Raw genomic sequence first — 24,714 nt, forward strand, 5'->3', positions numbered from 1 at the left:
TCTTCCTTTGCAGGTCTTGCACGCGGTTTAACGCGGCGATGCGCGACTGGCCAGTGGGCAGCTGCAGGCTTTGGCGGATCGCGCGATCCGTGTTAGACTACCGCCATAGTTGAAATCATTTCATTGGAAAGGGGAGTCTGATGACGGACGACACCCATTTAGGCCTGCCGGTCGGCGATCACGACATGAGCCACGGCACGCAGGTCACGTCAGTTCGCAGTTTCGATCATGGCGGCAAGGCGGTCGAGATCGCCGCCACCTACGAGGTCAAGGTCAACGGCGTCGCGCGGCAGTTGCATTTCTCGGTCGGGCAGGATGGCAAGGTTACCTCCCATCTGCGGCCTTACGTGGCCTACGACTCGCTCGTCGACATGGTCAAGGACATCATCGACCACTATCCCGACGATTTCGGCCCCGCGCCGCAGGGCGGTCATGGCGACCACCATGGGCACGGAGGGTGAGCCATGCGCAAGGATATCATGAGCGACGCCACCGCGCGGGCCGACTATATCGACGGGGTCAAGGCGCTGAAGGCCACCCCGGCGGACGATCCGCGCTATTCGCGCTATGACTGGTACGTGCTGTGGCACGCCGCAACGATGATGACGATGACCCCGCCGGGCAATTCGGCAGGGCGCAACGCGGCCCATAGCGGTCCGGCCTTTCTGCCGTGGCACCGCTATTACCTGAAACGGTTCGAGGCCGAGATCGCGCAGGCCTTGGGCAAGCCGGATTTCGCGCTGCCCTATTGGAACTGGGTGGCCGATGGCGCACTGGGCGAGACGGATCAGGGCAACGCGCCGATCTGGGGGCTGGACGCCATGGGGGGCAGCGGCTCGCCCGTTGCAAGCGGGCCCTTCGCCTATGACCCGACCGACCCGGACACATGGGTCGTGCGGATCGAGCTGCGCCCGTCGGGGCTGTTCCTCGTGGAGCGGGGGCTGAACCGGATGATCCAGCAAGCGGGCATTCGGCGGTTGCCGAACACCGGCTCGGTGGCGCGGACCTTGCTGCGCGGCGATTACGACGCTGCGCCGTGGGATCGCAGTTCGCTGCCCAGCTTCCGCAACGAGCTGGAAGGTTGGCGGGGCGAGGGCATGCACAACCGGGTGCATGGGTTCGTCGGCGGGGATATGGGCTTTGGCCATTCGCCGAACGACCCGATCTTTTTCCTGCACCACTGCAATGTCGATCGAATCTGGGCCTTCTGGCAGCAGCGCAACGGCGCGGCGACCTACCTGCCGCTGGACAGCGCACCGGCCGACCTGATGCGCCATCGCGTGTCCGACCCGCTTTACACTTTGCCGGGCGATCCGGGGGCAAGCGGGGCGGTGATCTCGGACATGTTCGCCGATCCCTCGGCCAGCTACGATTCGCTGTCGGATTTGGCGGATTTGGCCGTCGTCGTCTGAGAGCGCAGCTGCTTGAGCAGGTTGCCGACCCCGAAGGAGGTCCGCGGCATGTAAACATAGCGCGTGCGCGCCTGCGTCGGACGGGCGCGCATCCGGATCAGGCCAAACACCACCAGCGCCGCGTGCCCCAGCGCGATCAGCGCGAACAGGGCAGGCGGGCCGAACCGCTCGATCAGGCTGGACGCGACCCAAGGGGCCGCGATGGCGCCGACCGCGTACCAGAACATCAGCGCGGCGGACAGTTCGACCCGCTCGCGGGTCTCGGCAAAGTCATGGGCATGGGCCGCCGAGACCGAGTAGATCGGAAAGGTGGTCAGGCCGAACACGGCGGCGGTCAGCATGATGCCGGTGGTCGGCAGGCCGGTGGCGGTGGCGGTGAAGAGACACGACGCGATGGCCGCGACCGACAGCCAGATCAGCACATGCCGCCGGTCATAGCGGTCGGCGAGCCAGCCCACCGGGTATTGGCTGAGCGCGCCGCCCGCCACGAAAGCCGCGAGAAAGATGGCGATCTGCCCGGTTTCCAGCCCCACGCCGGTGCCGTAGATCGGCCCGACCATGCGAAAGGACGCCCCCGACAGCGCGGCGACCAGCACGCCCGCCACGGCCAGCGGCGAGCGGTCCCAAGCGAGGCGCGGGTGTAGGCGGGGCGCGGCGGGCGTTTCCGGCTGGGGCAGGCGGGTCAGCGTCATCGGCATCAGCGCCGCACAGCAGATAAGCGCCAGCAGCGTGTAGCTGATATAATGCGCAGGCGGCAGGACCGAGATGATCAGCTGCGCGCCAAGGCTGGCGGTGATGTCGGTCAGGCGGTACGCGCCCATGGCGCGGCCCCGGTTGGCATTGGTGACCTTGGCCTGAAGCCAAGCCTCGATCACCGTGTAGCAGCCTGCGACGCAAAGGCCCTGCGCGACGCGCAGGCCCATCCACGCATATGCATTGTCCGTCAGAACGTGCCCGAGGATGCCCATCGTCCCCAGCGCGGTGAAGGCCGAGAAGGCGCGGGCATGGCCCACCGCCCCCATGAGCCGTGGCGCCCACCAGCAGCCGATGAAGAATCCCATGAAATGCGCCGAGCCCAGAAGGCCGATTTGCGGCGTGGTGAAATTCAGCGCGATGCCGGACAGCGCGTCCAGCGGCCCAAGGCCGCCCGACGACAGTTGGAGAAGGATGACGGACAGGAAGAGGGCGGCGAAGGAGAGGGGCATGTCGAGGTCTTGGCGGCTTGGCGCGGGTGGGTCTGGCCCGCTGGCGACGGGTTTGGTCGTTTGTGGCGGTTGCGACGGTTCTCCCTTGGTCGTGGGGGCGGCGGTTGTGGCCGAGCCTCAGGCACAGTGCCGGCTTGCCCCCATCCGCGCCTCCCGCCCTCAAAGACTGGCGCCATGCGACCTTCGCCCGTGCGGGGGCGGGGGGCAACCCCGCTTTCACCCTGCCGCTTTCATCCCACCATGGCCAGCGGCACGCTTTGGGCCGCGCCAATCGCCGCCCCGGGGGACACCTCGCGTAGCGCGGGTCGGCCCCCCGCCTCCCTTTCGAGGACCAAGTACCAGCTGCGCGGCGGATACATTCGCGCCCTCAGCCGCGTCAGCCGCCATGCTCCGGGCCAGAACGGATCCAGCCGCCACCGCGTCTCGATCGCCTGCGCGCCGCCATCGTCGGGCGTCAGCACCAGCCCCAGCGGCATCCCCATCCCGGCGCGTGCCCCGGCTTCGGCTGCCAGATGTAGACGGCGCACGGGGGTGATCCCCGGCGGCGCCGTCAGTTCCATCGCCACCACCGGCGCAGCCCCGCTGCGCAGGCTTTCCTCCATCGTCCAGAACATGTCCCCGGACTTTTCGGGACGCACGCGCAGCAACTGCCCCGCATCCATGAGCCCGCGAATCCCCGGCGCGGTCATCTCTTCCCCCGTTCGGTCCGGGGCGATCCAGATCAGCGGCCCCCCGGCCCGCGCCGCGATCCACAGCGCCAGCGTCCAGCGCGCCGGGCCGCAGATCTCGTGTACCCGTGCCAGCGGAAAGGACACCTCCCCCCACAGCGTCAGGGCCGGGCGGCTGTCGTGATGGCGGCGGGTCAGGCAGGGGTGATGAGACATGCTCCCCTCATAGCATGTTCCACATTTGTTCTCAATCCATCCAAAACATAGTGACACTTGCATGTTTTCAAGGCACGCTTCGGGCACCACGAACGAAAGGGAGGAAACACATGCAACCGTTCAAGGTCCTCGTGGCGCTTTGTATCGCGCTCACGCTGTCCACCGGCGCCTTCGCCGCCGACAAGCTCAAGGTCGTCTACCACGTCTCCGAAGCCGACAAGGTCGGCTTTGCGCTGGGCAACATGCTCAACCATATCCAAGGCGTGGGCGGCCCGGAGAATGTCGAGATCGTGCTGGTCGCCCACGGCCCCGCGCTCAAGGCCTTTCATGACATCAGCGCCGATCCCAAGACCTCAGAGCGGGTCGCGGCGCTGCAGGGCAATGGCGTCCAGTTCGAAGCCTGCGGCAACACGATGAACGCGCAGGCCGTCGGTCTCGACGATCTGCTCGACGGCTTTGCCCGCCGCGACGAGGGCGGCGTCGTCCGCATCGCGCAACTGCAATCCGAGGGGTATCTCTACATCCGTCCGTGACCTCGCCCCGTCCCTTGCCATCCGGCCAAGGGGCGGGCATCCTGCCCGTCAACGCACGCAATCCACGGACAGGACCATGAAAACCAACCCCTTGGGCCGCACCGGCCTGCAGGTGACCGAGCATTGCCTCGGCACCATGACCTTCGGCAATCAGACCGCGCCCGACATCGCCCACGCCCAGATGGACCGGGCGCTGGAGGCCGGGATCAACTTCCTCGACACCGCCGAGATGTACCCGGTGAACCCGGTCCGGGCCGAGACCATGGGCCGGACCGAGGAAATCATCGGCGACTGGTTCGCAAAGACCGGACGCCGCAATGACTGGATTCTCGCGACGAAACATTCCGGCGAAGGCTCCCATGCCCGCGACGGCGCGCCGATCTCGTCGAAAACCATCCGCCCGACCATCGAAGCCGGGCTCAAGCGGCTCAAGACCGACCATATCGACCTCTACCAGTTCCACTGGCCGAACAGGGGCAGCTTCCAGTTCCGCAAGAACTGGACCTACGACCCTTCGGCCTGCCCGATGACCCGCGCCGAGATCGTCGCCGATATGGAGGATTGCCTCGGCGCGCTTCAGGACGAGGTCGAGCGCGGCACGATCCGCGCCTTCGGCCTGTCGAACGAAAGCGCATGGGGCACGGCGCAATGGCTGGCGGCGGCCGAGCGCACGGGCGGGCCGCGCGTCGCGACCATCCAGAACGAATATTCGCTGCTCTGCCGTGCTGCCGATACCGATCTCGCGGAATTGATGTGGCACGAGGATGTGGGCCTTCTGCCCTTCTCGCCCTTGGGCGCGGGCTTCCTGACCGGCAAGTATCAAGGCGGCGCGGTGCCCGAGGGCTCGCGCATGTCGCTCAACGACACCATGGGCGGGCGCAAAAGCGCGCGCGTCTTCGACGCGGTCGCGGCCTATCTGCAAGCCGCGCGCGATTTCGGTCTGGACCCGGTGCATATGGCCTTGGCCTGGGCTGCCGGGCGGCCCTTCGTGGCCTCGTCGATCTTCGGGGCGACCACGCTCGACCAGCTCGAACACGCGCTCAAAGGTCTGGATGTCACCCTGCCGGACGAGTTGCTGACCCGTCTCGACGAGATCCACAAACAGCACCCGATGCCGTACTGACCCCGTAGGTCGGGCCTCTGGCCCGACACGCCCGAGCGGACGACCGAAGGGAGGACCGCGAGGCAAACTGCGCGCCGCAGGCGCTCCGCCAGGTCAACCCACCCGCGCGCGCAGGTCCCGCAGATGATCGGGCAGCGCGCGGGCCGAGACCTGCGCCTCGCGCACAAGCCCGTCGAAATGCGCGGCAAAGGCCGAAATCCGGTCCGTGTCCCGGAACGCCAGATAATTGCGGCCCATATACAGCACCGCCAGCAGTGGGCCAAAGATCGTCAGCGGGGCCGAATACAGCGCCCGCGCATCGAACAGATAGATCCGCATGCGCGGATACAGCCCCTCCGCCAGTTCGATCAACAGATCGAGCTGCGCCTGCCGCAGCCCCACCGACAGCCCGGCATAATAGCCGGTGCCTGCCGCGAAACTCTCCAACTCGTGCAGGGGCAGGGCGATCTCGTAATCCGACCGGGCCCCGCGCATCCAGTTCAGCCGGTCGTTCGAGGCGTTGATCGCCTGTTCCGTCGTCTTGCCCAGATGCGGCGTATATTCCCATTCCAGCATGGCCTGCGTCTTGAGCATGTCCGGCAGGGCCGGGGGCACGTAGCGGATCTTGTAGCCCTCCGCCTCGCGGTGCCACTGATAGATCGTCTCATCCACAAGCGCGCGCGGCGCCTCGGTCACGGTCAGCGAATTGGCCAGCAGGTCGGCGGCCAGTTCGGGGCGGTCCGACAGGCCCAACAGCCAGTCCGAGGACACGCCCAAAGCCTGCGCGCAGGCGCCCACCAGATGCGCATTGGGCAGCCGCGCGCCCTGATCCTTGAGCAATTGCGAAATGGTCGAGCGATCCACGCCCACGGCCCGCGCCAGCGCGGTCTGGTTGGACCCGGCCCGGTCCATCGCCTCGGACAGGCGGGTGCGCAGCAGGGCAGCGCGGTCTCGTTTGTCGATCAGATGCGGCATGTGGTGACAAATATCACCGCTGCGGAAATTTGTGAACCAGAGACGAACTGCCCGGATGCTCACGGATGCGTTACCGCTTCGTGCATATGCATCAAGGAGGCAGAATGGAAACCGGCGCCCGCACGCTCTTGAAATCCGTTGTCTGGACGCTGATCGGACTGGTCAGCATGGCCCTTGTCGGTCTGGCCTTTACCGGCTCGGCCGCGCTTGGGGGCGGCATGGCTCTGGTCAACGCGGTGCTCGGCTTTGCCAGCTATCTGGTCTACGAGCGGGTCTGGGCGCGGATCGGCTGGGGGCGCGCCGATGCGTGAGCGGTTGCGCGGCTTCGAATGGCCGACCCTCGCGCTGCTGGCGGCATGCTACGCGCTCTGGACCTTGGGCACGCTGGCCAGCGGCGCTTGGCTGCCGCTGGGGATGCTGGCGGTGACGCTGGGCGCGGCGCTGCATTCCTCGCTGACGCACGAGGTCCTACATGGCCATCCGTTCCGCTCGCGCTTCTGGAACGGCGCGCTGGTGTTTCCGGCCTTGTCGCTCGTCGTGCCTTACCTGCGGTTCAAGGACACGCATCTGGCGCATCACCGCGACTCGATCCTGACCGACCCCTATGACGACCCAGAAAGCAACTATCTCGACCCCAAAGTCTGGGACGCGCTCCCGGGCTGGCGCCGGTGGCTCTTACGGGCCAACAACACGCTGGCCGGTCGCTTGCTGATCGGGCCTGCGCTGGGCACATGGGTCTTCACCAAAGGGGATATGCGCCTGATCGCACGCGGCGACCGGCGGGTGATGCTGGGCTATGCGCTGCATGTCCCTGCGGTGGCCGTGGTGCTGTGGTGGATGCTGGCGGTGGCGGCGATGCCGCTTTGGGCCTGGGCCGTCAGCACCTACGCGGCGCTGTCTGTGCTGAAGATCCGCACCTTCCTCGAACACCGCGCCCATGACGAGGCGCGCGGGCGGACCGTCATCATCGAGGATCGCGGCCCGCTCGCGCTGATCTTTCTCAACAACAACCTGCACGTGGTCCACCACATGCACGCCGCCGTGCCGTGGTACCGGCTGCCGCGCCTCTACTGGTCCAATCCCGACCGCTACCTGTCGCGCAACAAGGGCTACCGCTACCGCTCCTATGCCGAGATCTTCCGCCGCTACCTGTGGAAGGCCAAGGACCCGGTGCCGCATCCGCTCTGGCCTTCGTCGTAAGCCTGCGCCATAGCAACAGGCCATGGAGTTATGGATTATCGCGACGCTGTCGGCGGCAACGTTCCAGACAGTTCGATTCATGGTGCAAAAGGTGCTGGCCTCGGGCGCGCTGAGCGCCACGGGCAGTACCTTCGCGCGCTTTGCCTATGCCGCGCCGTTTGCATGGCTGGTTCTGGGCGGGATGCTTTGGGTCAAGGGCACGGGCCTGCCGGGGCTTGGCCCGGCCTTCTGGGGCTGGACGGTGGTCGGCGGGCTGGGGCAGATTCTTGCCACGGTGCTGGTTGTGCTGACCTTTCGCGAACGGAATTTCGCGGTCGGAATCACGCTGAAGAAGACCGAAGTCATCCAGACCGCGCTCATGGGGCTGGTGCTGCTGGGCGAGGCGATTGCCCCCGGCGGCTGGCTGGCCATCGGCATCGGACTGGTCGGCGTGCTGCTGTTGTCGCGCACGCCGGGCGATGTGGGCCGGGTCTGGGCCGGACTGAAGAGCCGCGCGGTGGTGCTGGGTCTGGGATCGGGTTTCTTCTTCGCGGTCTCGGGCGTCGGATACCGCGCTGCCACGCTGGAGGTTCCGTCCGACGATCCGCTACTGCGCGCGGCGGTGTCACTGGTGGCGGTGACGCTGTTGCAGGCGGGGGGCATGGCGCTGTGGCTGCGCTGGCGCGAGCCGGGGCAGTTGACCGCCGTGTGGGGCGCGCGGCGGGTGGCGGTCTGGCTGGGCGTGACCTCGATGTGCGGCACGCTGAGCTGGTTCACCGCTTTCACGCTGCAAACTGCCGCCTATGTCTATGCGCTGGGGCAGGTGGAACTGATCCTGTCGCTGATGGCCTCGGTGCTGTTCTTCAAGGAGACGGTCTCGCGCCGGGAGTTGGTGGGGATCGGGTTTCTGACAGTGTCGATCCTTGCGCTGGTTCTGGTGACCTGAGGTAGGATGGGTGATCACCCATCCTACTCAAAGGGCAATCGCCTGTGATCCCGACCCGACCGGTCTAACCTTGGGTCAGGCGCGGGGCGGGCCGTCCCCGGCATGGGTCCCAAGGAAGGCGGGCGGCACATGCTCGGTCAGCCAGACACCATTCTGAGACCGGAAAAAGACATGGCCCGCGCCATGCATTCGGCCCGCCGCAATCTTCAGGACAACAGGGGGACCGTAGCGCATCCCGACGCTGCGCGCGGTCTCCGGGTCCGGCGACAGGTGCACATGCTGCCGGGCGCGCTTGTTCAGCCCCTCGGCCCGGATGGCATCCAGATTTCGCGTGGCGGTGCCGTGATACAGCAGGTCCGGCGGCGGGAGCGGGGCCAACCCCAGATCGACGTCGAAGCTGTGGCCCTGATTGGCGCGGATGCGCAGCCCATCCGGAGAGATGGCAAAGCGTTGCTTATCGCTGTTCGCCACGATCCTTTCCAGCGCCGTGCGGTCCAATGGCACCGTCGCACGGGCCAACAGGTCGTCGATCATTGCCCAACCGCCCGCGTCCAGCGTCAGGTCGATCTCTTCGGGCTTGTGGCGCAGCACGTAGGACAGGAATTTCGAGACGGTCTTGTCGGTCATGCCGCGCAGCTTGCCACAAGCCTGCTGCGCCGCAAAACAAAACGGACCGCGCCAAACGGCGCGGTCCGCGATGCAGATCAGAGGCCGGGACCGTGCCCGGGCCTCCCTGAACTCACAGCTCGGGGTAGATCGGGAAACGCTTGCACAGCGCCTCGACCTCGGCCTTCACCTTGGCCTCGACCTCGGCATTGCCGTCCTCGCCATTGGCGGCCAGACCGTCGACAACTTCGATGATCCAGTCGGCGATCTGGCGGAACTCGGCCTCGCCAAAGCCACGGGTCGTGCCCGCGGGCGAGCCCAGACGGATGCCGCTGGTCACGGTCGGCTTTTCCGGGTCGAACGGCACGCCGTTCTTGTTGCAGGTGATGTGCGCGCGGCCCAAGGCCTTGTCCACGATGTTGCCGGTCACGCCCTTGGGGCGCAGGTCGACCAGCACCACATGGGTGTCGGTGCCGTGGGTCACGGTGTCCAGACCGCCCTTGATCAGCTGGTCGGACAGGGCCTGTGCGTTGCGGATGACGTTCTGGATATAGGTCTTGAACTCGGGGCGCAGCGCCTCGCCGAAGGCCACGGCCTTGGCCGCGATGACGTGCATCAGCGGACCACCCTGAATGCCGGGGAAGATCGCCGAGTTGACCTTCTTCGCGATCGCCTCGTCATTGGTCAGGATCATGCCGCCGCGCGGACCGCGCAGGGTCTTGTGCGTGGTGGTGGTTGCGACATGGGCGTGCGGGAAGGGCGAGGGATGCTCGCCTGCCGCGACCAGACCGGCAAAGTGCGCCATGTCCACATGCAGGTAGGCCCCAACCGAATCCGCGATCTCGCGCATGCGGGCAAAGTCGATCTGGCGCGGGATGGCCGAGCCACCGGCGATGATCAGCTTGGGCTTGTGCTCGGTCGCCAGCGCCTGCACCTGATCGTAATCCAGCATGTTGTCCTGCTTGCGCACGCCGTATTGCACGGCGTTGAACCACTTGCCCGACTGGTTCGGAGCCGCGCCGTGGGTCAGGTGGCCGCCCGCGTCCAGCGACATGCCGAGGATGGTGTCGCCCGGCTTGATCAGCGCGGTGAACACGCCTTGGTTGGCCTGCGAGCCGGAATTCGGCTGGACGTTGGCAAACTCACAGCCGAACAGCTGCTTGGCGCGCTCGATGGCGAGGTTCTCGGCCACGTCGACCCAGTCGCAGCCGCCATAGTAGCGACGGCCCGGATAGCCTTCGGCATACTTGTTGGTCAGGACCGAACCCTGCGCTTCCATCACCGCGCGGGAGACGATGTTTTCCGACGCGATCAGCTCGATCTCGTCGCGCTGGCGGCCCAGCTCGCCGGTGACGGCGGCAAACAGTTCGGGATCGCGGGAGGACAGGGTCTCGGTAAAGAAACCGTCTTCGCGGAGGGATGCGTTCATTTTGGCTCTCCTGACAGGGAATCCGACAATTGCGCCTGCTGTAGCCGAAAGGGGCAGGGGCGCAAAGGTTGCAAAGCGACGCTGCGGATTAATCTTGCGTCCTCTCTGGCGATTGCCGGGCGGTTGTGCTTGTTTCGGGGCATATCGGAGCGGACAGGAAACTTGGCCCATGTCATTGAAGATCGCCTTTTGCGCCTCGCGCGCGCCGATCGCGCAGGCCGCTCTGGAGGGGTTGAGCCGCCGCTACGGTGACCATTCCGAGCACGGCGCAGACGTGATCGTGGCACTGGGCGGCGATGGCTTCATGCTGCAGACCCTGCACCGCACCGAGCACAACCCCGCACCGGTCTACGGCATGAACCGGGGGACGGTCGGCTTTCTGATGAATGAATATTCCGACCACGCGCTGGTCGAACGGCTGGAGGCCGCCGAACAGGCGGTGATCAACCCGTTGCGTATGCGCGCGGCCTGTCTGGACGGGTCCGAACACCGCGCGCTGGCGATCAACGAGGTGTCGCTGCTGCGGCAGGGGCCACAGGCGGCCAAGCTGCGCATCAGCGTCGATCGCAAGGTCCGCCTGCCGGAACTGGTCTGCGACGGCGCGCTGTTGGCGACGCCCGCCGGGTCGACGGCCTATAACTACAGCGCCCACGGGCCGATCCTGCCGATCGGCGCGGATGTGCTGGCCCTGACGGCGGTTGCGGCGTTCCGCCCCCGACGCTGGCGCGGGGCGCTGCTGCCGAAGGCGGCAGAGGTGACGTTCGAGGTGCTGGAGGCCGACAAGCGCCCGGTCATGGCCGAGGCCGACAGCAACGCGGTGCGTGACGTGTCGCGGGTGCATATCCGGTCGGACCCGTCGATTGCGCACAGGGTCTTGTTCGACCCCGGTCACGGGCTGGAAGAACGGCTGATCCGCGAGCAATTCGTATGAGCCTCAAGTAGGATGGGTGATCACCCATCCTACCTCAGTTCACCCCCTGCGCCATCGCGTCCAGCGCATCGGGATTGCGCAGCACCAGCTTGTCGGGCCTGCGCTCCAATATCCCGTCCGCGTCCCAGTTGCGGATCAGGCGGTTGACCGTTTCGCGCGTCAGTCCCGCCATGTCGCCAAGCTCCGACTGGGTAAACGCGCCGTCCAGCACGATGCCGCCATCCTCGTCCGGCTTGCCCCATTCGTCGTAAAGCCGGTTCATCACCCGTGCCAGCCGCGTCGGCCCGTCGGTCAGGGCCAGCCCGGCCAACTGGTCGTTGGTGTCGCGCAGCCGCTGGCACAGGGTCTGGATCACGAGGATCGCGGCATCGGGCCGCGACCGGAGAAAGTCCATGATCTGCGCCCGTGTCAGCAGCCGCCCCGTCACATGCCCCGCCGCCGTGGCAAAGGCGCTGCGCGGCGCGCCATCCAGCGCCGCCATCTCGCCCACCACGTCGCCCGGCCCCAGCTGCGCCAGGATCGAGCGCCGCCCGTCCGATGAGATCAGGCTGATCTGCACCCGCCCGGTTTCGATCAGCAGCATAGTTTGGTCCGTGCCACCCATGGCAAAAATCTGTTTTCGGCCCGGGTAATGCACCGGCTGAGCCAGCGCGCTGAGCGCAATGGCGTCGTCGCGCGACAGGGCGCCGAACAGAATCCCCTTGGGGCGTTGGAAAAGTGTGTCCGTCATGATCGTTCCGGTCCGCTTTCTCGCGAAATTGGTGTCTGAAAGATGTCTGAGGTGTGATCTGGATCACACCCCTCCCGCAATAGTCAGGGCACAACTGACCCAAGCTTCGAGAGTCGATGCGGAGGCTGCGCAAGTCAACCTTGTTCATGCCCTCGTGTTGTCGGAGCTGGTATGGAGGTTGAAGGGTCCGGTTGCATTTTTCGAACCGGATCTGGAACGGGGCTGTTCGTGTGAGTGTGGCGAAGGTCGGGTCATATTTCGACCAGATTGCCAGCCCTGCCATGCCGTGCCGGTTGGTGAGGGTGTCCCCTATCCCCAAGCCTCGGGGCGCCACTGTTCAATCGGGTTCTCTCTCGGTGTGTCCGAGGCGGGGTGGTCCAGCCGGCCACCCCGTTTTTCCTGTTTCCACGCGCCGGACAAACGAAAGGCCGCCCCCGAAGGAGCGGCCCTGAACCGGGGGCGCGGGCGATCAGGCCTGCGCGTAGCCAAGCCCCTGAAGCGCGACCTTGATCTCGTCCAGAATGACCGGATCGTCGATGGTCGCCGGCATCTTGAACGTTTCGCTGTCGGCGATCTTGACCATCGTGGCGCGCAGGATCTTGCCCGAGCGGGTCTTGGGCAACCTGTCCACGACGCAGGCCAGTTTGAACGCCGCGACCGGGCCGATCTTGTCGCGCACCAGCTTGACGCATTCCTTGACGATCTCGTCATGCGGCCGGTTCACACCGGCGGACAGGCACAAAAAGCCCAGCGGCAGCTGGCCCTTGAGCTGGTCGGTCACGCCGATCACCGCGCATTCGGCCACGTCCGGGTGAGAGGCCAGAACCTCTTCCATGGCGCCGGTGGACAGGCGGTGGCCCGCGACGTTGATGACGTCATCGGTGCGCGCCATGATGTAGACATAGCCGTCGTCGTCGATCATGCCCGCATCGCCGGTCTCGTAATAGCCGGGGAAGTGTTCGAGGTAGGATTTCTTGAACCGGCCTTCGGCGTTCCACAGCGTCGGCAGAGTGCCGGGGGGCAGGGGCAGCTTGACCGCGATGGCGCCCAACTCGCCCTTGGGCATGGGGTGGCCCGCCTCGTCGAGGATCTGGATGTCGTAACCCGGCATCGGCACCGCGGGAGAGCCCAGCTTCGTCGGCAATTCCTCGATCCCCAACGGGTTGCCCGCGATGCACCAGCCGGTTTCGGTCTGCCACCAATGGTCGATCACCGGCACCTTCAACTGGTCCTGCGCCCATTCGATGGTCGCGGGGTCGGCGCGCTCACCGGCAAGATAGACGGCCTTGAGGCAGGACAGGTCATACTTGCCGACGAACTCGCCCTTGGGGTCCTCGCGCTTCACCGCGCGGAAGGCCGTGGGGGCGGTGAAGAAGCTCTTGACCTTGTGTTCCGAAATCACCCGCCAGAAGGTGCCCGCATCAGGGGTGCCGACCGGCTTGCCCTCGAAGACGATGGTGGTGTTGCCGTGGATCAGCGGGCCGTAGCAGATATAGCTGTGGCCCACGACCCAACCCACATCGGAGGCCGCCCAGAACACGTCGCCCGGATCGACGTTATACAGGTTCTTCATCGTCCAGTTCAGCGCCACCAGATGGCCGCCGGTGGGGCGCACGACGCCCTTGGGCTGGCCCGTGGTGCCGGAGGTATAGAGGATATAGGCCGGGTGGTTGCCCTCGACCGGCACGCAATCCGCAGGCTCGACGCCATACTGGAAGCCATGCCAGTTGTAGTCACGACCCTCGATCAGCTTGGCCACCTCCTGCTCGCGCTGGAAGATCACGCAGAAATCCGGCTTGTGCGTGGCTTGGTCGATGGCGCCATCCAGCAGGGGCTTGTAATGCACGACGCGGCCCGGCTCCATCCCGCAGGAGGCGGCGATGATCGCCTTGGGCTTGGCGTCGTCGATGCGCACCGCCAGTTCGCTGGCGGCAAAGCCGCCGAAGACCACCGAATGGATCGCACCCAGACGGGCGCAGGCCAGCATCGCCTCCAGCGCCTCGGGGATCATCGGCATGTAGATGATGACGCGGTCGCCCTTTTCCACGCCCTTGGCGCGCAGCGCCCCGGCGAGATTGGCGACGCGGTTGCGCAGTTCCATGTAGGAAATCTCGCGCTTGGTATGGGTGATCGGGCTGTCATAGATGATCGCGGTCTGCTCGCCCCGCCCGGCCTCGACATGGCGGTCGACGGCGTTCCAGCAGGTGTTGACCATGCCATCGGCGAACCATTCGTACATGTTGTCGCCCAGATCGGTCAGCGCCGTCGACGGTTTGCGGTCCCAGTCGATGGCCTCGGCAGCCTCCATCCAGAAGCCCTCGGGGTCGGATGTCCAGCGGTCATATACGTCTTGGTAGCCCATGCTTTCCTCCTCAGGATGCCTCTGAAGGGCTTAGGCGTTGCCTGTGGTCGCGGGCAAGCCTGTTGGCGCATGTCAGGACAAGTTACCGCAGGAAATTTGCGAAAACCGCTGCCGATTACTTGCGAATTTTTGCAAATTATTGAGAATTTATGCGCTACCCTGCGAAGAAGTTAAGACTTTGCAAACTTTTTCCAGGCCGGGCTGCAAAGATGTGATGGCGCGGGCGCTTGACCAGTCCACCCGGAATTGGCGAGAACGGGACAACAGCCAGGAGAGACCATGAGAAAGCTGATCGTTGCCTGTTTCGCGTTCCTCGTCTGGGCCAGCGGGGCACAGGCCCAGTGGGTGGTCGAGGGCGAGGGGGGGGCGGCACGCAATGCCGCGCAGGTCTGCACGGATGGCCAGACCGGCCTGTGCTTCGAACTGGCCTGCGAGGCCGGGGGCCCCCTGACATGGGGGCTAAGCTCCGAGACGATGATCGACATGATGGCCGCGCCGCGCGTGCGGGCGCTGATCTTTGTCGGGTCGCGCCTGTCGGGCGAGGTGACGTTCGAGCAGACCAGCCCGGGCGTGTTCTCGGCGCCGATGGAGCAGTCGCATGAGGAGGGGATCGAGCGGCTGAAGGCCGGGGCGCAGGCGGAACTGCGCCTGTGGTTCGACATCGACAGCCCGCCAGAGATCGTGCGGCTGGGCCTGCGCGGCTCGCGCAGCGCCCTGACAGCGGTCGAGGAAGCCTGCGCGCGGCCGGATTACGCGGCGCAGGAGGTGGCGAAGAAGACCTCGGACAATCCCCTGATCGACATTCTTGGCGACATGAAAGAGGCCTGCGATGCGCTGGGCGGCCAGCTGACGCCTTTGGAAGGGCTGGCCGAGGCGGTGGATCTAGACGGGCAGGACCCGATCGACATGCGGGTGAACCACGCCAAGGCGGAATGCTCGACCACCTCGTCGCTGGTCTGCGGCTCCGCCGGCTGTGTGACCTCGCTTTGGCTGGGTCTCGAAGGGGGCGACTACCGGCAGGTCTTCGAGGGCAATGTCTATGGCATGAGCCTGCCGCAGCCCGGCGTGGTCGAGATGGACCTGCACGGCTCGGCCTGCGGCAAGGCCGGTTCGGCACCGTGCAAGAAGCGGTTCGCACTGGTGGGCGAAACGCTGGAGCCTCTGGCGGACTGACGGTCGCAAGTAGGATGGGTGATCACCCATCCTACCCAAGGTCAGCTGTAGTGATCGACCGGCGTTCCCGCGATGGCCGCCATGTTCAGCAGCCCCCGCGCCGTGATCGACGGGGTCACGATATGCGCGCGGTTGCCCATGCCCATCAGGATCGGCCCGACCTCAAGCCCGCCGCCCTTCATCTTGAGGATGTTGCGCGTGGCCGAGGCCGCATCCGCATGGCCAAAGATCAGCACATTCGCTGCGCCCTGCATCCGGTTGCCCGGGAACAGACGGTTGCGCAGCTCCTGATCCAGCGCGGCGTCGACGTTCATCTCGCCCTCATAGCAGAAATCGTGCCCCTGCGCGTCGAGGATCGCCATCGCGTCGCGCAGCCGCTTGCCGGACCCCTCGCTCTGGTTCCCGAACTGCGACTGCGAGCAGAACGCGATGTTCGGCCGCAAGCCGAACCGCGCCACGTGCCGCGCCGCGCCGATCGCCGTCTCGGCGATCTCCTCGGGCGTGGGCAGCACGCGGCAATGGGTGTCGGCGATGAACAGCGGCCCGTCTTCGAGGATCATCAGCGAGAGCGCGCCATGCGGGTGGTGCTTCTTCGACCCCAGAACCTGCCGGATATAGTTCAGATGCCAGCGATATTCGCCGAAGGTGCCGCAGATCAGGCTGTCGGCTTCGTCGCGATGCACCATCACGGCGCCGATGGCGGTGGTGTTGGTGCGCATGATCGCCCGCGCCAGATCGGGCGTCACGCCGCGCCGCGCCATGATCTGGTGATACGTCTCCCAGTAGTCGCGGTAGCGCGCGTCGTTCTCCGGGTTCACGATGGTAAAGTCCCGCTCTGGCCGGATGTTCAGCCCCAGCCGTTCGCAGCGCGTGGCGATCACCTCGGGGCGGCCGATCAGGATCGGCGTCTCGGTCGTCTCTTCCAGAATGGCCTGCGCGGCGCGCAGCACGCGCTCGTCCTCGCCCTCGGCAAAGACGATGCGGCGCGCCGCCGTCGCCGCCGCCTCGAAGACGGGACGCATCAGCATCGCCGACTTGTAGACCGCCGCATCCAGCCGCGCCTTGTAGGCCTTGAGGTCGTCAAGCGGGCGCATCGCGACGCCGGTCTCCATCGCGGCCTTGGCCACGGCGCTGGACACGATGCCCGACAGGCGCGGGTCGAAGGGTTTGGGGATCAGGTAATCGGCGCCAAAGGTCAGCTGCTCGCCGCGATAGGCCGCCGCCGCCTCTGCCGACGTCGTGGCGCGGGCCAGTGCCGCGATGCCCTCGACGCAGGCAATCTGCATGGCGTCGTTGATCTCAGTCGCGCCCACATCCAGAGCGCCCCGGAAGATGAAGGGGAAGCACAGCACGTTGTTGACCTGATTGGGAAAATCGCTGCGTCCGGTGGCGATGATCGCGTCCGGTACGGCGGCGCGGGCGACATCGGGCATGATTTCCGGCGTCGGGTTGGCCAGCGCAAAAACGATGGGCGTCGGGGCCATGCGCGCCACGTGCTCGGGCGTCAGGACGCCCGGACCGGACAGGCCAAGGAACAGGTCCGCGCCGTCGATCACATCATCCAGCGTCCGCAGATCGGAGGCCTGCGCAAAGGCGGCCTTTTGCGGGTTCATATCCTCGGCGCGACCCTCGTAGACCAGCCCGTGGATGTCGCACAGCCAAACGTTTTCGCGTTTGACCCCAAGCTTCAGCAGCATGTTCAGGCAAGCGATGCCCGCCGCGCCACCGCCGGTGGAGACGACCTTGATATCGGCCCAGTCCTTGCCCGCCACGTGCAGCGCATTGGTCGCCGCAGCCCCCACGACGATGGCCGTGCCGTGCTGATCGTCGTGGAAAACGGGGATGTTCATCCGCTCGCGGCAGATTTGTTCAACGATAAAGCAATCCGGCGCCTTGATGTCTTCGAGGTTGATCGCGCCGAAGGTCGGCTCCAGCGCGCAGACGATCTCGGCCAGCTTGACCGGGTCCGGTTCGTTCACCTCGATATCGAAACAGTCGATATTGGCGAATTTCTTGAACAGGACGGCCTTGCCCTCCATCACCGGTTTCGAGGCCAGCGCACCGATATTGCCAAGGCCCAGCACGGCGGTGCCGTTCGACACCACCGCCACAAGGTTGCCCCGGGCCGTGTAGCGCGCCGCATTGGTCTCATCCGCCTTGATTTCAAGGCAGGCCTCGGCCACGCCGGGCGAATAGGCGCGGCTAAGGTCGCGCCCGTTCGCCAGCGGTTTGGTGGCGCGGATTTCCAGTTTCCCCGGCTTGGGATATTCATGGTAGAAAAGCGCCGCCTGGCGAAGGTTCTCATTGCTGCTGTCGGTCATCTCGCGGCCTCTCCAGGACGTTTGTTCAACGTTAAACCATTGTCGTTTCCCAAGGGGAATGCGTCGCCATGGCGATACAGTTTCAACCCTGCTTTGTAAATGCTCTGCCCCTGCGTTGCCCTTGCATCCGCCGTCATGGCTTCGCATCATGGCGGCCTGACGAACGGAGGTCCCATGCAGCTCAAGGATGCCGCCCGCGCGGTGCGCGAGAACGCCTATGTCCCTTACTCCCGGTTCAAGGTCGGTGCGGCCCTGATGTCCCCTTCGGGTGCGATCCATGTCGGCTGCAACGTCGAAAACGTCGCCTATCCCGAGGGCACTTGCGCCGAGGCGGGCGCCATCGCGGCGATGGTCGCCGCAGGTGAAACCGAGATCACCGAGGCCTATGTTATCGCTGACAGCCCGCATCCAGTGCCGCCATGTGGCGGTTGCCGCCAGAAACTGGCCGAATTCGCCAAGGGTGGGGTGACCGTCACGCTCGCCACGACCGACGGGCAGGAATTCGTGACCACCGTGGCCGACCTGCTGCCCGGCGCCTTCACCAGCACCCACATGGACAAGGCATGAGCGACGCCCGCCGAGTCATCACGGCCTTGCGCCGGGGCGAGGAGCCGAGCGCGAAAGACCTCGCCTGGTTCGCCCACGGCCTCGCCGACGGGCAGGTCAGCGCGGCGCAGGCCGGGGCCTTTGCCATGGGCGTCTGTTTGCGCGGTTTGTCGGAATCGGGGCGCGTGGCGCTGACGCTGGCCATGCGTGATTCGGGTCGGGTGCTGGACTGGGATCTGGACGCGCCGGTGATCGACAAGCACTCCACCGGCGGGGTGGGGGATTGCGTGTCGCTGGTGCTGGCCCCCGCTTTGGCCGCCTGCGGCGTGCATGTGCCGATGATCTCGGGCCGGGGCCTTGGCCATACCGGCGGCACGCTGGACAAGCTGGAATCGATCCCGGGCTACGACATTTCCCCGGACGAGGCGCGGTTTCGCCGCATCGTCCGCGACACCGGCTGCGCCATCGTCGGCGCCAGCGGCGACATCGCCCCCGCCGACAAGCGCCTGTACGCGATCCGCGACGTGACCGCGACGGTGGAAAGCCTCGACCTGATCACCGCCTCGATCCTGTCGAAAAAGCTGGCGGCGGGGCTGCAATCGCTGGTGTTGGACGTCAAGGTGGGGTCGGGCGCCTTCATGAAGTCGGTCGACGAGGCCCGCGCGCTGGCGCAGGCGCTGGTCGGCACGGCCAACGCGGCGGGCTGCCCAACGACGGCGCTGATCACCGACATGTCGCAGCCGCTGTGCCCCGCGCTTGGCAACGCGTTGGAGGTCGACGCAGTGATGCAGGTCCTGACCGGCGCGGCCCAAGGCCCGCTCTTTGACCTGACCCTCGCCTTGGGGGCCGAACTGCTCGCCACGGCGCAGGTCGAAAACGGCGCGGCCAAGCTGCGCGAGGCGCTCGCGAGCGGCGGTGCCGCCGAGCGGTTCGGGCGCATGGTCTACGACCTTGGCGGCCCTTTGCATTTCGTCGAGGACTGGCGCCGCTTCCTGCCCGAGGCCACGGTGATCCGCGAGGTCCCCGCGCCAGAGGCGGGCATCGTCACCGCGATTGACGGCGAGGCGCTTGGCATGGCGGTGGTCGATCTGGGCGGCGGACGGCGGGTCGAGACGGATGCGGTCGACCCGGCGGTCGGCCTGACCGAGGTGGTGCGTCTGGGCACCCGCGTTGGCAAGGGACAGGCGTTGGCCCGCGTCCATGCGGCGCGCGAAGGCGCGGCAGAGCAGGCGGTGCGGGCGGTGCAGCAGGCGATACGGCTTGGCGACACCGCACCGGCGGACCTGCCGCTTGTGATCGAAAGGGTCTCGTGATGCGTGCGTTTCTGGTGGTGATGGATTCGGTCGGGATCGGCGGCGCGCCGGATGCCGACCAGTATTTCAACGACGGGCGCCCCGACACCGGCGCCAACACGCTGGGCCATATCGTCGATGCCTGCGCGCGCGGCGAGGCGGATGACGGGCGCACCGGCCCCCTGCACCTGCCGCACATGGCCGATATGGGCCTGTTCCACGCGCTGCATCTGGCGACCGGAGAGCGCCGGTCAGGTCTGGGCCCCGACCAGCCCATGGGCAAATGGGCCGCCGCCACGGAAACCTCCAAGGGCAAGGACACCCCCTCGGGCCATTGGGAACTGGCCGGTCTGCCCGTGCCATGGGACTGGCATTACTTCCCCAAAGCCATCCCCACCTTCCCCCCCGAGATCACCGCGCAGGTCTGCGAACTGGCGGGCACGGACGGCATCCTTGGCAATTGCCATTCCTCCGGCACGCTGATCGTCGACACCTTGGGCGCCGAGCACATCGAGACCGGCTTCCCGATCTGCTACACCTCCGTCGACAGCGTCTTCCAGATCGCCGCGCATGAAGAGCATTTCGGCCTACAGCGCCTGTATGATTTGTGCGAGGCACTCGCGCCGACCTTGCACGCCATGAAGGTCGGTCGCGTCATCGCGCGCCCCTTTGTCGGTGAGCCGGGCAATTTCAAGCGCACCGCCAACCGCCACGACTACGCCATCGCGCCGCCAAGCCCCGTGCTGACCAACTGGGTCCATGACGCGGGCCGCCGCGTCCATGCGGTGGGCAAGATCGGCGACATCTTCAGCATGTCCGGGATCGACGACGTCACCCGAGGCGGGGACGAGGACTTAATGGCCGACCTGCACCGCCTGATCGACACCGCCGAAGAGGGCAGCCTGACCTTCGCCAATTTCGTCGAATTCGACAGCGCCTATGGCCACCGCCGCGATGTGGCGGGCTATGCGCGCCATCTCGAATGGTTCGACGCCGAGATCGGCAAGGCGCTGGCCCGCCTGCGCGACGGCGACCTGCTGATCATCACCGCCGATCATGGCAACGATCCCACATGGTTCGGCACCGACCACACGCGCGAACGCGTCCCCGTGATTGTCGCGGGTGCGGGCGCGGGCGAGATCGGGCAGATCGGCTTTGCCGACGTGGCCGCCAGCATCGCGCATCATCTCAACATACCGGCGCAAGGGCCGGGGAGGTCCTTCTTATGAGCTACCCGATGGGCGAGGCGCAGCGCCAACGCATCGCCGATATGAACGAGGAACGGCTGGACGCGATCATGCGCCTGCCTAAGCTGGAACTGCACCTGCATTTCGAGGGCGCAGCGCCCCCGGCCTTCATCCGCGGTCTGGCCAAGGAGAAAAAGATCGACCTGTCCAAGATCTTCCGCCCCGACGGGTCTTATGACTACCGCGATTTCTGGCACTTCCTTGAGGTTTACGAAGCCGCCACGTCCGTTCTGAAAACGCCCGAGGATTTTGCCCGGCTCTGCACCGCGATCCTCGAGGAAAGCGCCGCCAATGACGTGGTCTATTGCGAGACCTTCCTCAGCCCCGATTTCTGCGGCGGCGGCGATGTGCACGCGTGGAAGGAATACCTGCACGCGATCCGCGAAGCGGCGGATGCGGCCGAGCGTGCCCATGGCATCACCCTGCGCGGCATCGTCACGCCGATCCGCCATTTCGGCCCCGACAAGGCCAAGCGCGCGGCGCGATGTGCCGCCGAGACGGCAGGGGACTGGATCGTCGGCCTTGGCATGGGCGGCGATGAAAAGATGGGCAAGCAGCGCGACTTTGCATGGTCCTTCGACTGCGCGCGCGAGGCGGGCCTGCGCCTGACCAGCCACGCGGGCGAATGGCAAGGCCCGAAGGAAGTGCGCGAGGCGGTCGAGGATCTGGGCGTCGAACGCATCGGCCACGGTGTCCGCGCCATCGAGGACCTCGCCCTTGTCGACCTGCTGGCCGAGCGCGAGATCACGCTGGAGGTCTGCCCGGGCTCGAATGTCTTCCTCGGGGTCTTCCCGTCCTTGTCCGAGCATCCCATCGACGAACTCCGCAAGCGCGGCGTCAAGGTCACGGTATCGACCGACGACCCGCCCTTCTTCCACACCACCATGCGGCGCGAATACGTAAACCTTGCGAAAACCTTCGGCTGGGATCAGGACATCTTTGCCGCGGTCCACCGCGACACGCTGAACGCCGCCTTTTGTGACGCCGCAACCCGCGACGCCCTCGCCAAGAAACTGGAGCTGACATGACCGAGCACCTCACCATCGTCGACCACCCGCTGGTCCAGCACAAGCTGACCCTGATGCGCGAGGTCGAGACCTCGACCAATTCCTTCCGCCGCCTGCTGCGCGAGATCTCGCTGCTGCTGGCCTACGAGGTCACACGCGAGATGGGCATGACCACGAAGCGCATCACCACACCGCTCTGCGAGATGGACGCGCCGGTGATCGAGGGCAAGAAGCTGGCGCTGGTGTCGATCCTGCGCGCGGGCAATGGGTTGATGGATGGTATCCTCGAACTGATCCCGGCTGCGCGGGTGGGCTTTGTCGGGCTCTACCGCGACGAGGAAACGCTCAAGCCCGTGCAGTATTACAACAAGCTGCCCGACAATCTGGGGGATCGTCTGACCATCGTCGTCGACCCGATGCTGGCCACCGGCAATTCCTCGGCCGCGGCCATCGATCTGGTCAAGGAGGCGGGCGCGACCAATATCCGCTTCCTCTGCCTGCTGGCCGCCCCCGAAGGCGTCGCGCGGATGAAAGAGGCGCACCCGGACGTGCCGGTGATCACCGCCGCGCTGGACGAGAAGCTGAACGAAAAAGGCTATATTGTGCCGGGTCTCGGCGATGCGGGCGACCGGATGTTCGGCACCAAATAGGGGCCGAGACCTGTCGAATTGTGGCTAAATTAAGGAAATTTGACGGCTTTACAGCGCCTTGTGACTCGTGCCATGCTCCCACATGCATCTGTGGGGGCAGACATGAACTTGAAAACACTAGGCTTATTGTCTCTTTTGGTTTCCGGATTCGGGATTGTTTCTCAACCGGCAACAGCGCAGGCCGGAAACGAAGTGATTCCGGTGAATTTCCCGCCATCGTCCTTCAGTGGGCGACAATTCGTGGACAATAAGGGCTGCGTCTTTGTCCGCGCGGGATTCGACGGCAACGTGACTTGGGTGCCCCGGGTGACTCGGTCGCGGCAACAGATCTGCGGTCAGAAGCCGACCTTCGGCACCGTCCGCGAGGCTGCGGCCCCGGCGGCGGCACCCCAGATCGCGCCCCGTGTCGAGATGCCGGTCGTGGCGCCGACACCGGCCCCGCAGCCGGTGCGCACCGCGCGTGTTGCCCCGCAGCCGGCCCCCAAACCCGTGCAGCGGGTGGTTCGTGCCGCCCCCGCCTCGAAGCCGGTCGAGGCTGAGCCGCCCCGCGTGCTGCGCCGTGTGCCGGTCGCACCGCAGGCGCAGGTCCGCGCGACCAAGCCGCTGGCTGTCCCGACCTACGGTGCCTGCGCCAATGGTGTGCGCACCCGCACCTTCCAAGGCAAGACGCTGCAGGTGCGCTGTGGTCCGCAGACATCCCCGCATGTCACCATCGTCCGCCGGGGCGAGGCGCCCACCGCGGGCAAGAACGTCTATTACAACAAGACGTGGAACGACAGCAGTCTGGACCCCAAGACGCGCATCATCCCCCGGCACATCTACGAAGGCCGCGACACCTCGCCGCTTTACGTGCCCGCCGGCTACAAGCCCGCATGGGAGGATGACCGCCTGAACCCCTACCGTGCGCTCCAGACCGTCGAGGGCTATCGCATGAGCCAGCAGATCTGGACCCATAGCGTCCCGCGGGAATCGGTGCTGACCGCGCGCAAGCGGTTCATCCACGACCACGATCCGATCATCGCCTATCAGGCCGATCCGGCGACCTATTATATCAACGAACGCCGCTACATCACGCCGCCGTTGCACTACGTGCCGTGGCGCTGAGGCGTTCCGTGAATTGACAATGACGAAGCGGCGGTTGGGGAAACTCAGCCGCCGCAAATCGATTGAAGGCGCAGCCAGTCGGCATCGGACAGGACCTCGCGACTGGGCTGACCGGCGCGCGGGTCGCCGTCGATCAGGGCGCGGGTGTCCTCGCCCTCGGGGTCGCGGGCATAGGCGTAAGGGGTGCTGCGGATCTCGGCGCGGGCGAAGGCGGCGAGCAGCGTGATGTCGTCGGGCCGGGTTTCCGGCTGGGCCATCAGGTGTTCGGCATAGGCATCCAGCGCCGGTTCCGGCAAGGTCCCGGTGGTCAGCAGGCGCAGGCTGGCGAGCAGCCCGGCATGGTCGATCACTTGCGCAAGCGGGTCGTTCTGCGATGCCAGCGTCGCTTCGGACAGGATATAGCCTGCGGCGACATCCGGGTCCTCGTGGTCTTCGATGACGGAGCGGTCCAGCAGGACGATGCCGCCGGGCAGGTGGGTGCTGGCCAGCGCGATGTTGGGCACGATGGCGATCCGGCCCCCCTCGGGCAAAACGCGGCGGGTCAGACGGTCGAGCGGGCGGGCGGCCTCTGGGGCAGAGCAGGGCGCCCCGGCGACGCGGGCGATGTCCGCCAGCAGCGCCTCGCCGATCTCCTGCCGCTTGACCGATGGCACGACGGTGACGGTGTAGTTTTCCAGCGCCTCGGGCAGCCAGAACACCGCCCCCGCGGCGATGGTCAACGCAACGGCGCTGCCAAGGATCAGCCGCAGCTTGCCGGGCCGAGGGCGCTTGCGGTCGATGGCGCGCAGCAGGCGGTCGATGCCGTCGATCATCGCGCCTTCGTCCTCGGGCAGTTCCAGCGTCTCGCCCGCATCGCCATCGGGGTGGTAGATCGCGGGCAGGGTGCCGGGATTGGCGCGCTGGACCGCGCCCAGCGACCAATGCGCCAACGCGGTGCCGTTGGTGTTGGACATGGTCAGGGTGGCATCGCCGAGGGATACGATGACCTCGCGCCGCTGGTCCTGCGGCGTGGGCCGCCACAGGCCTGTCGCCTCCAGCCGGTCGAATTCCTTCAGGGCGGTCATTGGGGTGATTTTGTCC

Annotated in this window: 24 protein-coding genes; 15 read left to right on the forward strand and 9 right to left on the reverse strand. The window is 66.3% G+C overall.

Translation table 11 applies throughout. The annotated features are described in order from the left end of the window. Positions 1 to 140: 140 nt before the first annotated feature. Together D8Z78_RS11375 and D8Z78_RS11380 are read left to right on the forward strand one after the other, a co-directional pair. Complete coding sequence (locus D8Z78_RS11375; protein WP_121630252.1) at positions 141 to 461, forward strand: hypothetical protein; 321 nt, start codon at positions 141 to 143, stop codon at positions 459 to 461. A 3-nt stretch (positions 462 to 464) separates the two neighbouring features. Continuing rightward, positions 465 to 1,412 (forward strand): tyrosinase family protein, encoded by a 948-nt coding sequence (locus D8Z78_RS11380; RefSeq protein WP_121630253.1) that lies wholly within the window; start codon positions 465 to 467, stop codon positions 1,410 to 1,412. Here D8Z78_RS11380 and D8Z78_RS11385 read toward each other — a convergent pair. Beyond that, a complete protein-coding gene (locus D8Z78_RS11385) occupies positions 1,367 to 2,617 on the reverse strand; it encodes an MFS transporter (RefSeq protein WP_121630254.1) in 1,251 nt (416 codons plus the stop codon). The two genes, D8Z78_RS11380 and D8Z78_RS11385, sit on opposite strands and share 46 nt — an antisense overlap. Before the next feature lie 230 nt (positions 2,618 to 2,847). Continuing rightward, positions 2,848 to 3,501, reverse strand: a complete 654-nt coding sequence (locus D8Z78_RS11390) for an ImuA family protein (protein WP_206169674.1) — start codon at positions 3,499 to 3,501, stop codon at positions 2,848 to 2,850. A 110-nt stretch (positions 3,502 to 3,611) separates the two neighbouring features. Between D8Z78_RS11390 and D8Z78_RS11395 the strand changes: the two genes are divergently transcribed. Then, entirely contained in the window at positions 3,612 to 4,034 is a 423-nt protein-coding gene (locus tag D8Z78_RS11395; protein ID WP_121630255.1) for a DsrE family protein, read from the forward strand. 76 nt (positions 4,035 to 4,110) lie between these two features. Next, positions 4,111 to 5,157 (forward strand): aldo/keto reductase, encoded by a 1,047-nt coding sequence (locus tag D8Z78_RS11400; protein ID WP_121630256.1) that lies wholly within the window; start codon positions 4,111 to 4,113, stop codon positions 5,155 to 5,157. Positions 5,158 to 5,250: 93 nt separating this feature from the next. Here the strand turns inward: D8Z78_RS11400 and D8Z78_RS11405 are convergent, their stop codons facing one another. Continuing rightward, positions 5,251 to 6,111, reverse strand: coding sequence for a helix-turn-helix domain-containing protein (locus D8Z78_RS11405; RefSeq protein ID WP_121630257.1), 861 nt, complete (start codon positions 6,109 to 6,111; stop codon positions 5,251 to 5,253). 104 nt (positions 6,112 to 6,215) lie between these two features. Between D8Z78_RS11405 and D8Z78_RS11410 the strand changes: the two genes are divergently transcribed. The 3 genes from D8Z78_RS11410 to D8Z78_RS11420 are packed head-to-tail and all read left to right on the forward strand — an operon-like array spanning position 6,216 to position 8,236. Then, positions 6,216 to 6,422, forward strand: coding sequence for a DUF2061 domain-containing protein (locus tag D8Z78_RS11410; RefSeq protein WP_121630258.1), 207 nt, complete (start codon positions 6,216 to 6,218; stop codon positions 6,420 to 6,422). Next, the gene (locus D8Z78_RS11415; protein WP_121630259.1) at positions 6,415 to 7,311 is read left to right on the forward strand and encodes a fatty acid desaturase; all 897 of its coding nucleotides are present in this window, start codon (positions 6,415 to 6,417) and stop codon (positions 7,309 to 7,311) included. The genes D8Z78_RS11410 and D8Z78_RS11415 overlap by 8 nt, the downstream gene beginning before the upstream one ends. A 22-nt stretch (positions 7,312 to 7,333) precedes the next feature. Next, complete coding sequence (locus tag D8Z78_RS11420) at positions 7,334 to 8,236, forward strand: DMT family transporter (protein WP_121630260.1); 903 nt, start codon at positions 7,334 to 7,336, stop codon at positions 8,234 to 8,236. Positions 8,237 to 8,311: 75 nt separating this feature from the next. On the opposite strand, the gene D8Z78_RS11425 is transcribed toward D8Z78_RS11420, so the two are convergent. Together D8Z78_RS11425 and glyA are read right to left on the reverse strand one after the other, a co-directional pair. Further along, positions 8,312 to 8,863 (reverse strand): RNA 2'-phosphotransferase, encoded by a 552-nt coding sequence (locus tag D8Z78_RS11425; RefSeq protein WP_121630261.1) that lies wholly within the window; start codon positions 8,861 to 8,863, stop codon positions 8,312 to 8,314. Positions 8,864 to 8,975: 112 nt separating this feature from the next. Next, entirely contained in the window at positions 8,976 to 10,271 is a 1,296-nt protein-coding gene (gene glyA, locus D8Z78_RS11430) for a serine hydroxymethyltransferase (protein ID WP_121630262.1), read from the reverse strand. 169 nt (positions 10,272 to 10,440) lie between these two features. Here glyA and D8Z78_RS11435 point away from each other — a divergent pair, with 169 nt between their 5' ends. After that, a complete protein-coding gene (locus D8Z78_RS11435) occupies positions 10,441 to 11,202 on the forward strand; it encodes an NAD kinase (RefSeq protein ID WP_121630263.1) in 762 nt (253 codons plus the stop codon). Between the two features lie 34 nt (positions 11,203 to 11,236). On the opposite strand, the gene D8Z78_RS11440 is transcribed toward D8Z78_RS11435, so the two are convergent. Together D8Z78_RS11440 and prpE are read right to left on the reverse strand one after the other, a co-directional pair. Beyond that, on the reverse strand, positions 11,237 to 11,932 hold the full coding sequence (locus tag D8Z78_RS11440; RefSeq protein WP_121630264.1) for a Crp/Fnr family transcriptional regulator: 696 nt from the start codon (positions 11,930 to 11,932) through the stop codon (positions 11,237 to 11,239). A 469-nt stretch (positions 11,933 to 12,401) separates the two neighbouring features. Continuing rightward, positions 12,402 to 14,294: a propionate-CoA ligase PrpE gene (prpE, locus tag D8Z78_RS11445; RefSeq protein WP_121630265.1), complete on the reverse strand. Its 1,893-nt coding sequence runs from the start codon at positions 14,292 to 14,294 to the stop codon at positions 12,402 to 12,404. Between the two features lie 279 nt (positions 14,295 to 14,573). On the opposite strand from prpE, the gene D8Z78_RS11450 reads away from it, so the two are divergent. Then, entirely contained in the window at positions 14,574 to 15,467 is an 894-nt protein-coding gene (locus D8Z78_RS11450) for a hypothetical protein (RefSeq protein WP_121630266.1), read from the forward strand. A gap of 41 nt (positions 15,468 to 15,508) precedes the next feature. On the opposite strand, the gene D8Z78_RS11455 is transcribed toward D8Z78_RS11450, so the two are convergent. Beyond that, a complete protein-coding gene (locus D8Z78_RS11455) occupies positions 15,509 to 17,788 on the reverse strand; it encodes an NADP-dependent malic enzyme (RefSeq protein WP_121630267.1) in 2,280 nt (759 codons plus the stop codon). Positions 17,789 to 17,962: 174 nt separating this feature from the next. Between D8Z78_RS11455 and D8Z78_RS11460 the strand changes: the two genes are divergently transcribed. The 6 genes from D8Z78_RS11460 to D8Z78_RS11485 all read left to right on the forward strand — a co-directional run bounded on the left by D8Z78_RS11460 (position 17,963) and on the right by D8Z78_RS11485 (position 23,634). After that, on the forward strand, positions 17,963 to 18,355 hold the full coding sequence (locus D8Z78_RS11460) for a cytidine deaminase (protein WP_121630268.1): 393 nt from the start codon (positions 17,963 to 17,965) through the stop codon (positions 18,353 to 18,355). Further along, positions 18,352 to 19,647, forward strand: coding sequence for a thymidine phosphorylase (locus D8Z78_RS11465; RefSeq protein WP_121630269.1), 1,296 nt, complete (start codon positions 18,352 to 18,354; stop codon positions 19,645 to 19,647). The genes D8Z78_RS11460 and D8Z78_RS11465 overlap by 4 nt, the downstream gene beginning before the upstream one ends. After that, entirely contained in the window at positions 19,644 to 20,855 is a 1,212-nt protein-coding gene (locus D8Z78_RS11470) for a phosphopentomutase (RefSeq protein WP_206169675.1), read from the forward strand. Before D8Z78_RS11465 ends, D8Z78_RS11470 begins: the two co-directional genes overlap by 4 nt. Positions 20,856 to 20,896: 41 nt before the next feature. Continuing rightward, positions 20,897 to 21,901 (forward strand): adenosine deaminase, encoded by a 1,005-nt coding sequence (locus D8Z78_RS11475; protein WP_121630333.1) that lies wholly within the window; start codon positions 20,897 to 20,899, stop codon positions 21,899 to 21,901. After that, entirely contained in the window at positions 21,898 to 22,530 is a 633-nt protein-coding gene (upp, locus tag D8Z78_RS11480; protein ID WP_121630271.1) for a uracil phosphoribosyltransferase, read from the forward strand. The genes D8Z78_RS11475 and upp overlap by 4 nt, the downstream gene beginning before the upstream one ends. A 240-nt stretch (positions 22,531 to 22,770) precedes the next feature. After that, a complete protein-coding gene (locus D8Z78_RS11485; RefSeq protein ID WP_128910770.1) occupies positions 22,771 to 23,634 on the forward strand; it encodes a hypothetical protein in 864 nt (287 codons plus the stop codon). A 44-nt stretch (positions 23,635 to 23,678) separates the two neighbouring features. Here the strand turns inward: D8Z78_RS11485 and D8Z78_RS11490 are convergent, their stop codons facing one another. After that, complete coding sequence (locus D8Z78_RS11490; RefSeq protein WP_121630273.1) at positions 23,679 to 24,698, reverse strand: hypothetical protein; 1,020 nt, start codon at positions 24,696 to 24,698, stop codon at positions 23,679 to 23,681. Between the last annotated feature and the right edge of the window lie 16 nt (positions 24,699 to 24,714).

It is taken from the genome of Tropicibacter alexandrii, assembly GCF_003667315.2.
Taxonomy (GTDB): Bacteria; Pseudomonadota; Alphaproteobacteria; order Rhodobacterales; family Rhodobacteraceae; genus Tropicibacter; species Tropicibacter alexandrii.

Coding starts and splice junctions, on each gene's coding strand:
- D8Z78_RS11375 (WP_121630252.1), top strand. CDS start 141: ATGACGGACGACACCCATTTAGGCCTGCCGGTCGGCGATCACGACATG.
- D8Z78_RS11380 (WP_121630253.1), top strand. CDS start 465: ATGCGCAAGGATATCATGAGCGACGCCACCGCGCGGGCCGACTATATC.
- D8Z78_RS11385 (WP_121630254.1), bottom strand. CDS start 2,617: ATGCCCCTCTCCTTCGCCGCCCTCTTCCTGTCCGTCATCCTTCTCCAA.
- D8Z78_RS11390 (WP_206169674.1), bottom strand. CDS start 3,501: ATGTCTCATCACCCCTGCCTGACCCGCCGCCATCACGACAGCCGCCCG.
- D8Z78_RS11395 (WP_121630255.1), top strand. CDS start 3,612: ATGCAACCGTTCAAGGTCCTCGTGGCGCTTTGTATCGCGCTCACGCTG.
- D8Z78_RS11400 (WP_121630256.1), top strand. CDS start 4,111: ATGAAAACCAACCCCTTGGGCCGCACCGGCCTGCAGGTGACCGAGCAT.
- D8Z78_RS11405 (WP_121630257.1), bottom strand. CDS start 6,111: ATGCCGCATCTGATCGACAAACGAGACCGCGCTGCCCTGCTGCGCACC.
- D8Z78_RS11410 (WP_121630258.1), top strand. CDS start 6,216: ATGGAAACCGGCGCCCGCACGCTCTTGAAATCCGTTGTCTGGACGCTG.
- D8Z78_RS11415 (WP_121630259.1), top strand. CDS start 6,415: ATGCGTGAGCGGTTGCGCGGCTTCGAATGGCCGACCCTCGCGCTGCTG.
- D8Z78_RS11420 (WP_121630260.1), top strand. CDS start 7,334: ATGGAGTTATGGATTATCGCGACGCTGTCGGCGGCAACGTTCCAGACA.
- D8Z78_RS11425 (WP_121630261.1), bottom strand. CDS start 8,863: ATGACCGACAAGACCGTCTCGAAATTCCTGTCCTACGTGCTGCGCCAC.
- glyA (WP_121630262.1), bottom strand. CDS start 10,271: ATGAACGCATCCCTCCGCGAAGACGGTTTCTTTACCGAGACCCTGTCC.
- D8Z78_RS11435 (WP_121630263.1), top strand. CDS start 10,441: ATGTCATTGAAGATCGCCTTTTGCGCCTCGCGCGCGCCGATCGCGCAG.
- D8Z78_RS11440 (WP_121630264.1), bottom strand. CDS start 11,932: ATGACGGACACACTTTTCCAACGCCCCAAGGGGATTCTGTTCGGCGCC.
- prpE (WP_121630265.1), bottom strand. CDS start 14,294: ATGGGCTACCAAGACGTATATGACCGCTGGACATCCGACCCCGAGGGC.
- D8Z78_RS11450 (WP_121630266.1), top strand. CDS start 14,574: ATGAGAAAGCTGATCGTTGCCTGTTTCGCGTTCCTCGTCTGGGCCAGC.
- D8Z78_RS11455 (WP_121630267.1), bottom strand. CDS start 17,788: ATGACCGACAGCAGCAATGAGAACCTTCGCCAGGCGGCGCTTTTCTAC.
- D8Z78_RS11460 (WP_121630268.1), top strand. CDS start 17,963: ATGCAGCTCAAGGATGCCGCCCGCGCGGTGCGCGAGAACGCCTATGTC.
- D8Z78_RS11465 (WP_121630269.1), top strand. CDS start 18,352: ATGAGCGACGCCCGCCGAGTCATCACGGCCTTGCGCCGGGGCGAGGAG.
- D8Z78_RS11475 (WP_121630333.1), top strand. CDS start 20,897: ATGAACGAGGAACGGCTGGACGCGATCATGCGCCTGCCTAAGCTGGAA.
- upp (WP_121630271.1), top strand. CDS start 21,898: ATGACCGAGCACCTCACCATCGTCGACCACCCGCTGGTCCAGCACAAG.
- D8Z78_RS11490 (WP_121630273.1), bottom strand. CDS start 24,698: ATGACCGCCCTGAAGGAATTCGACCGGCTGGAGGCGACAGGCCTGTGG.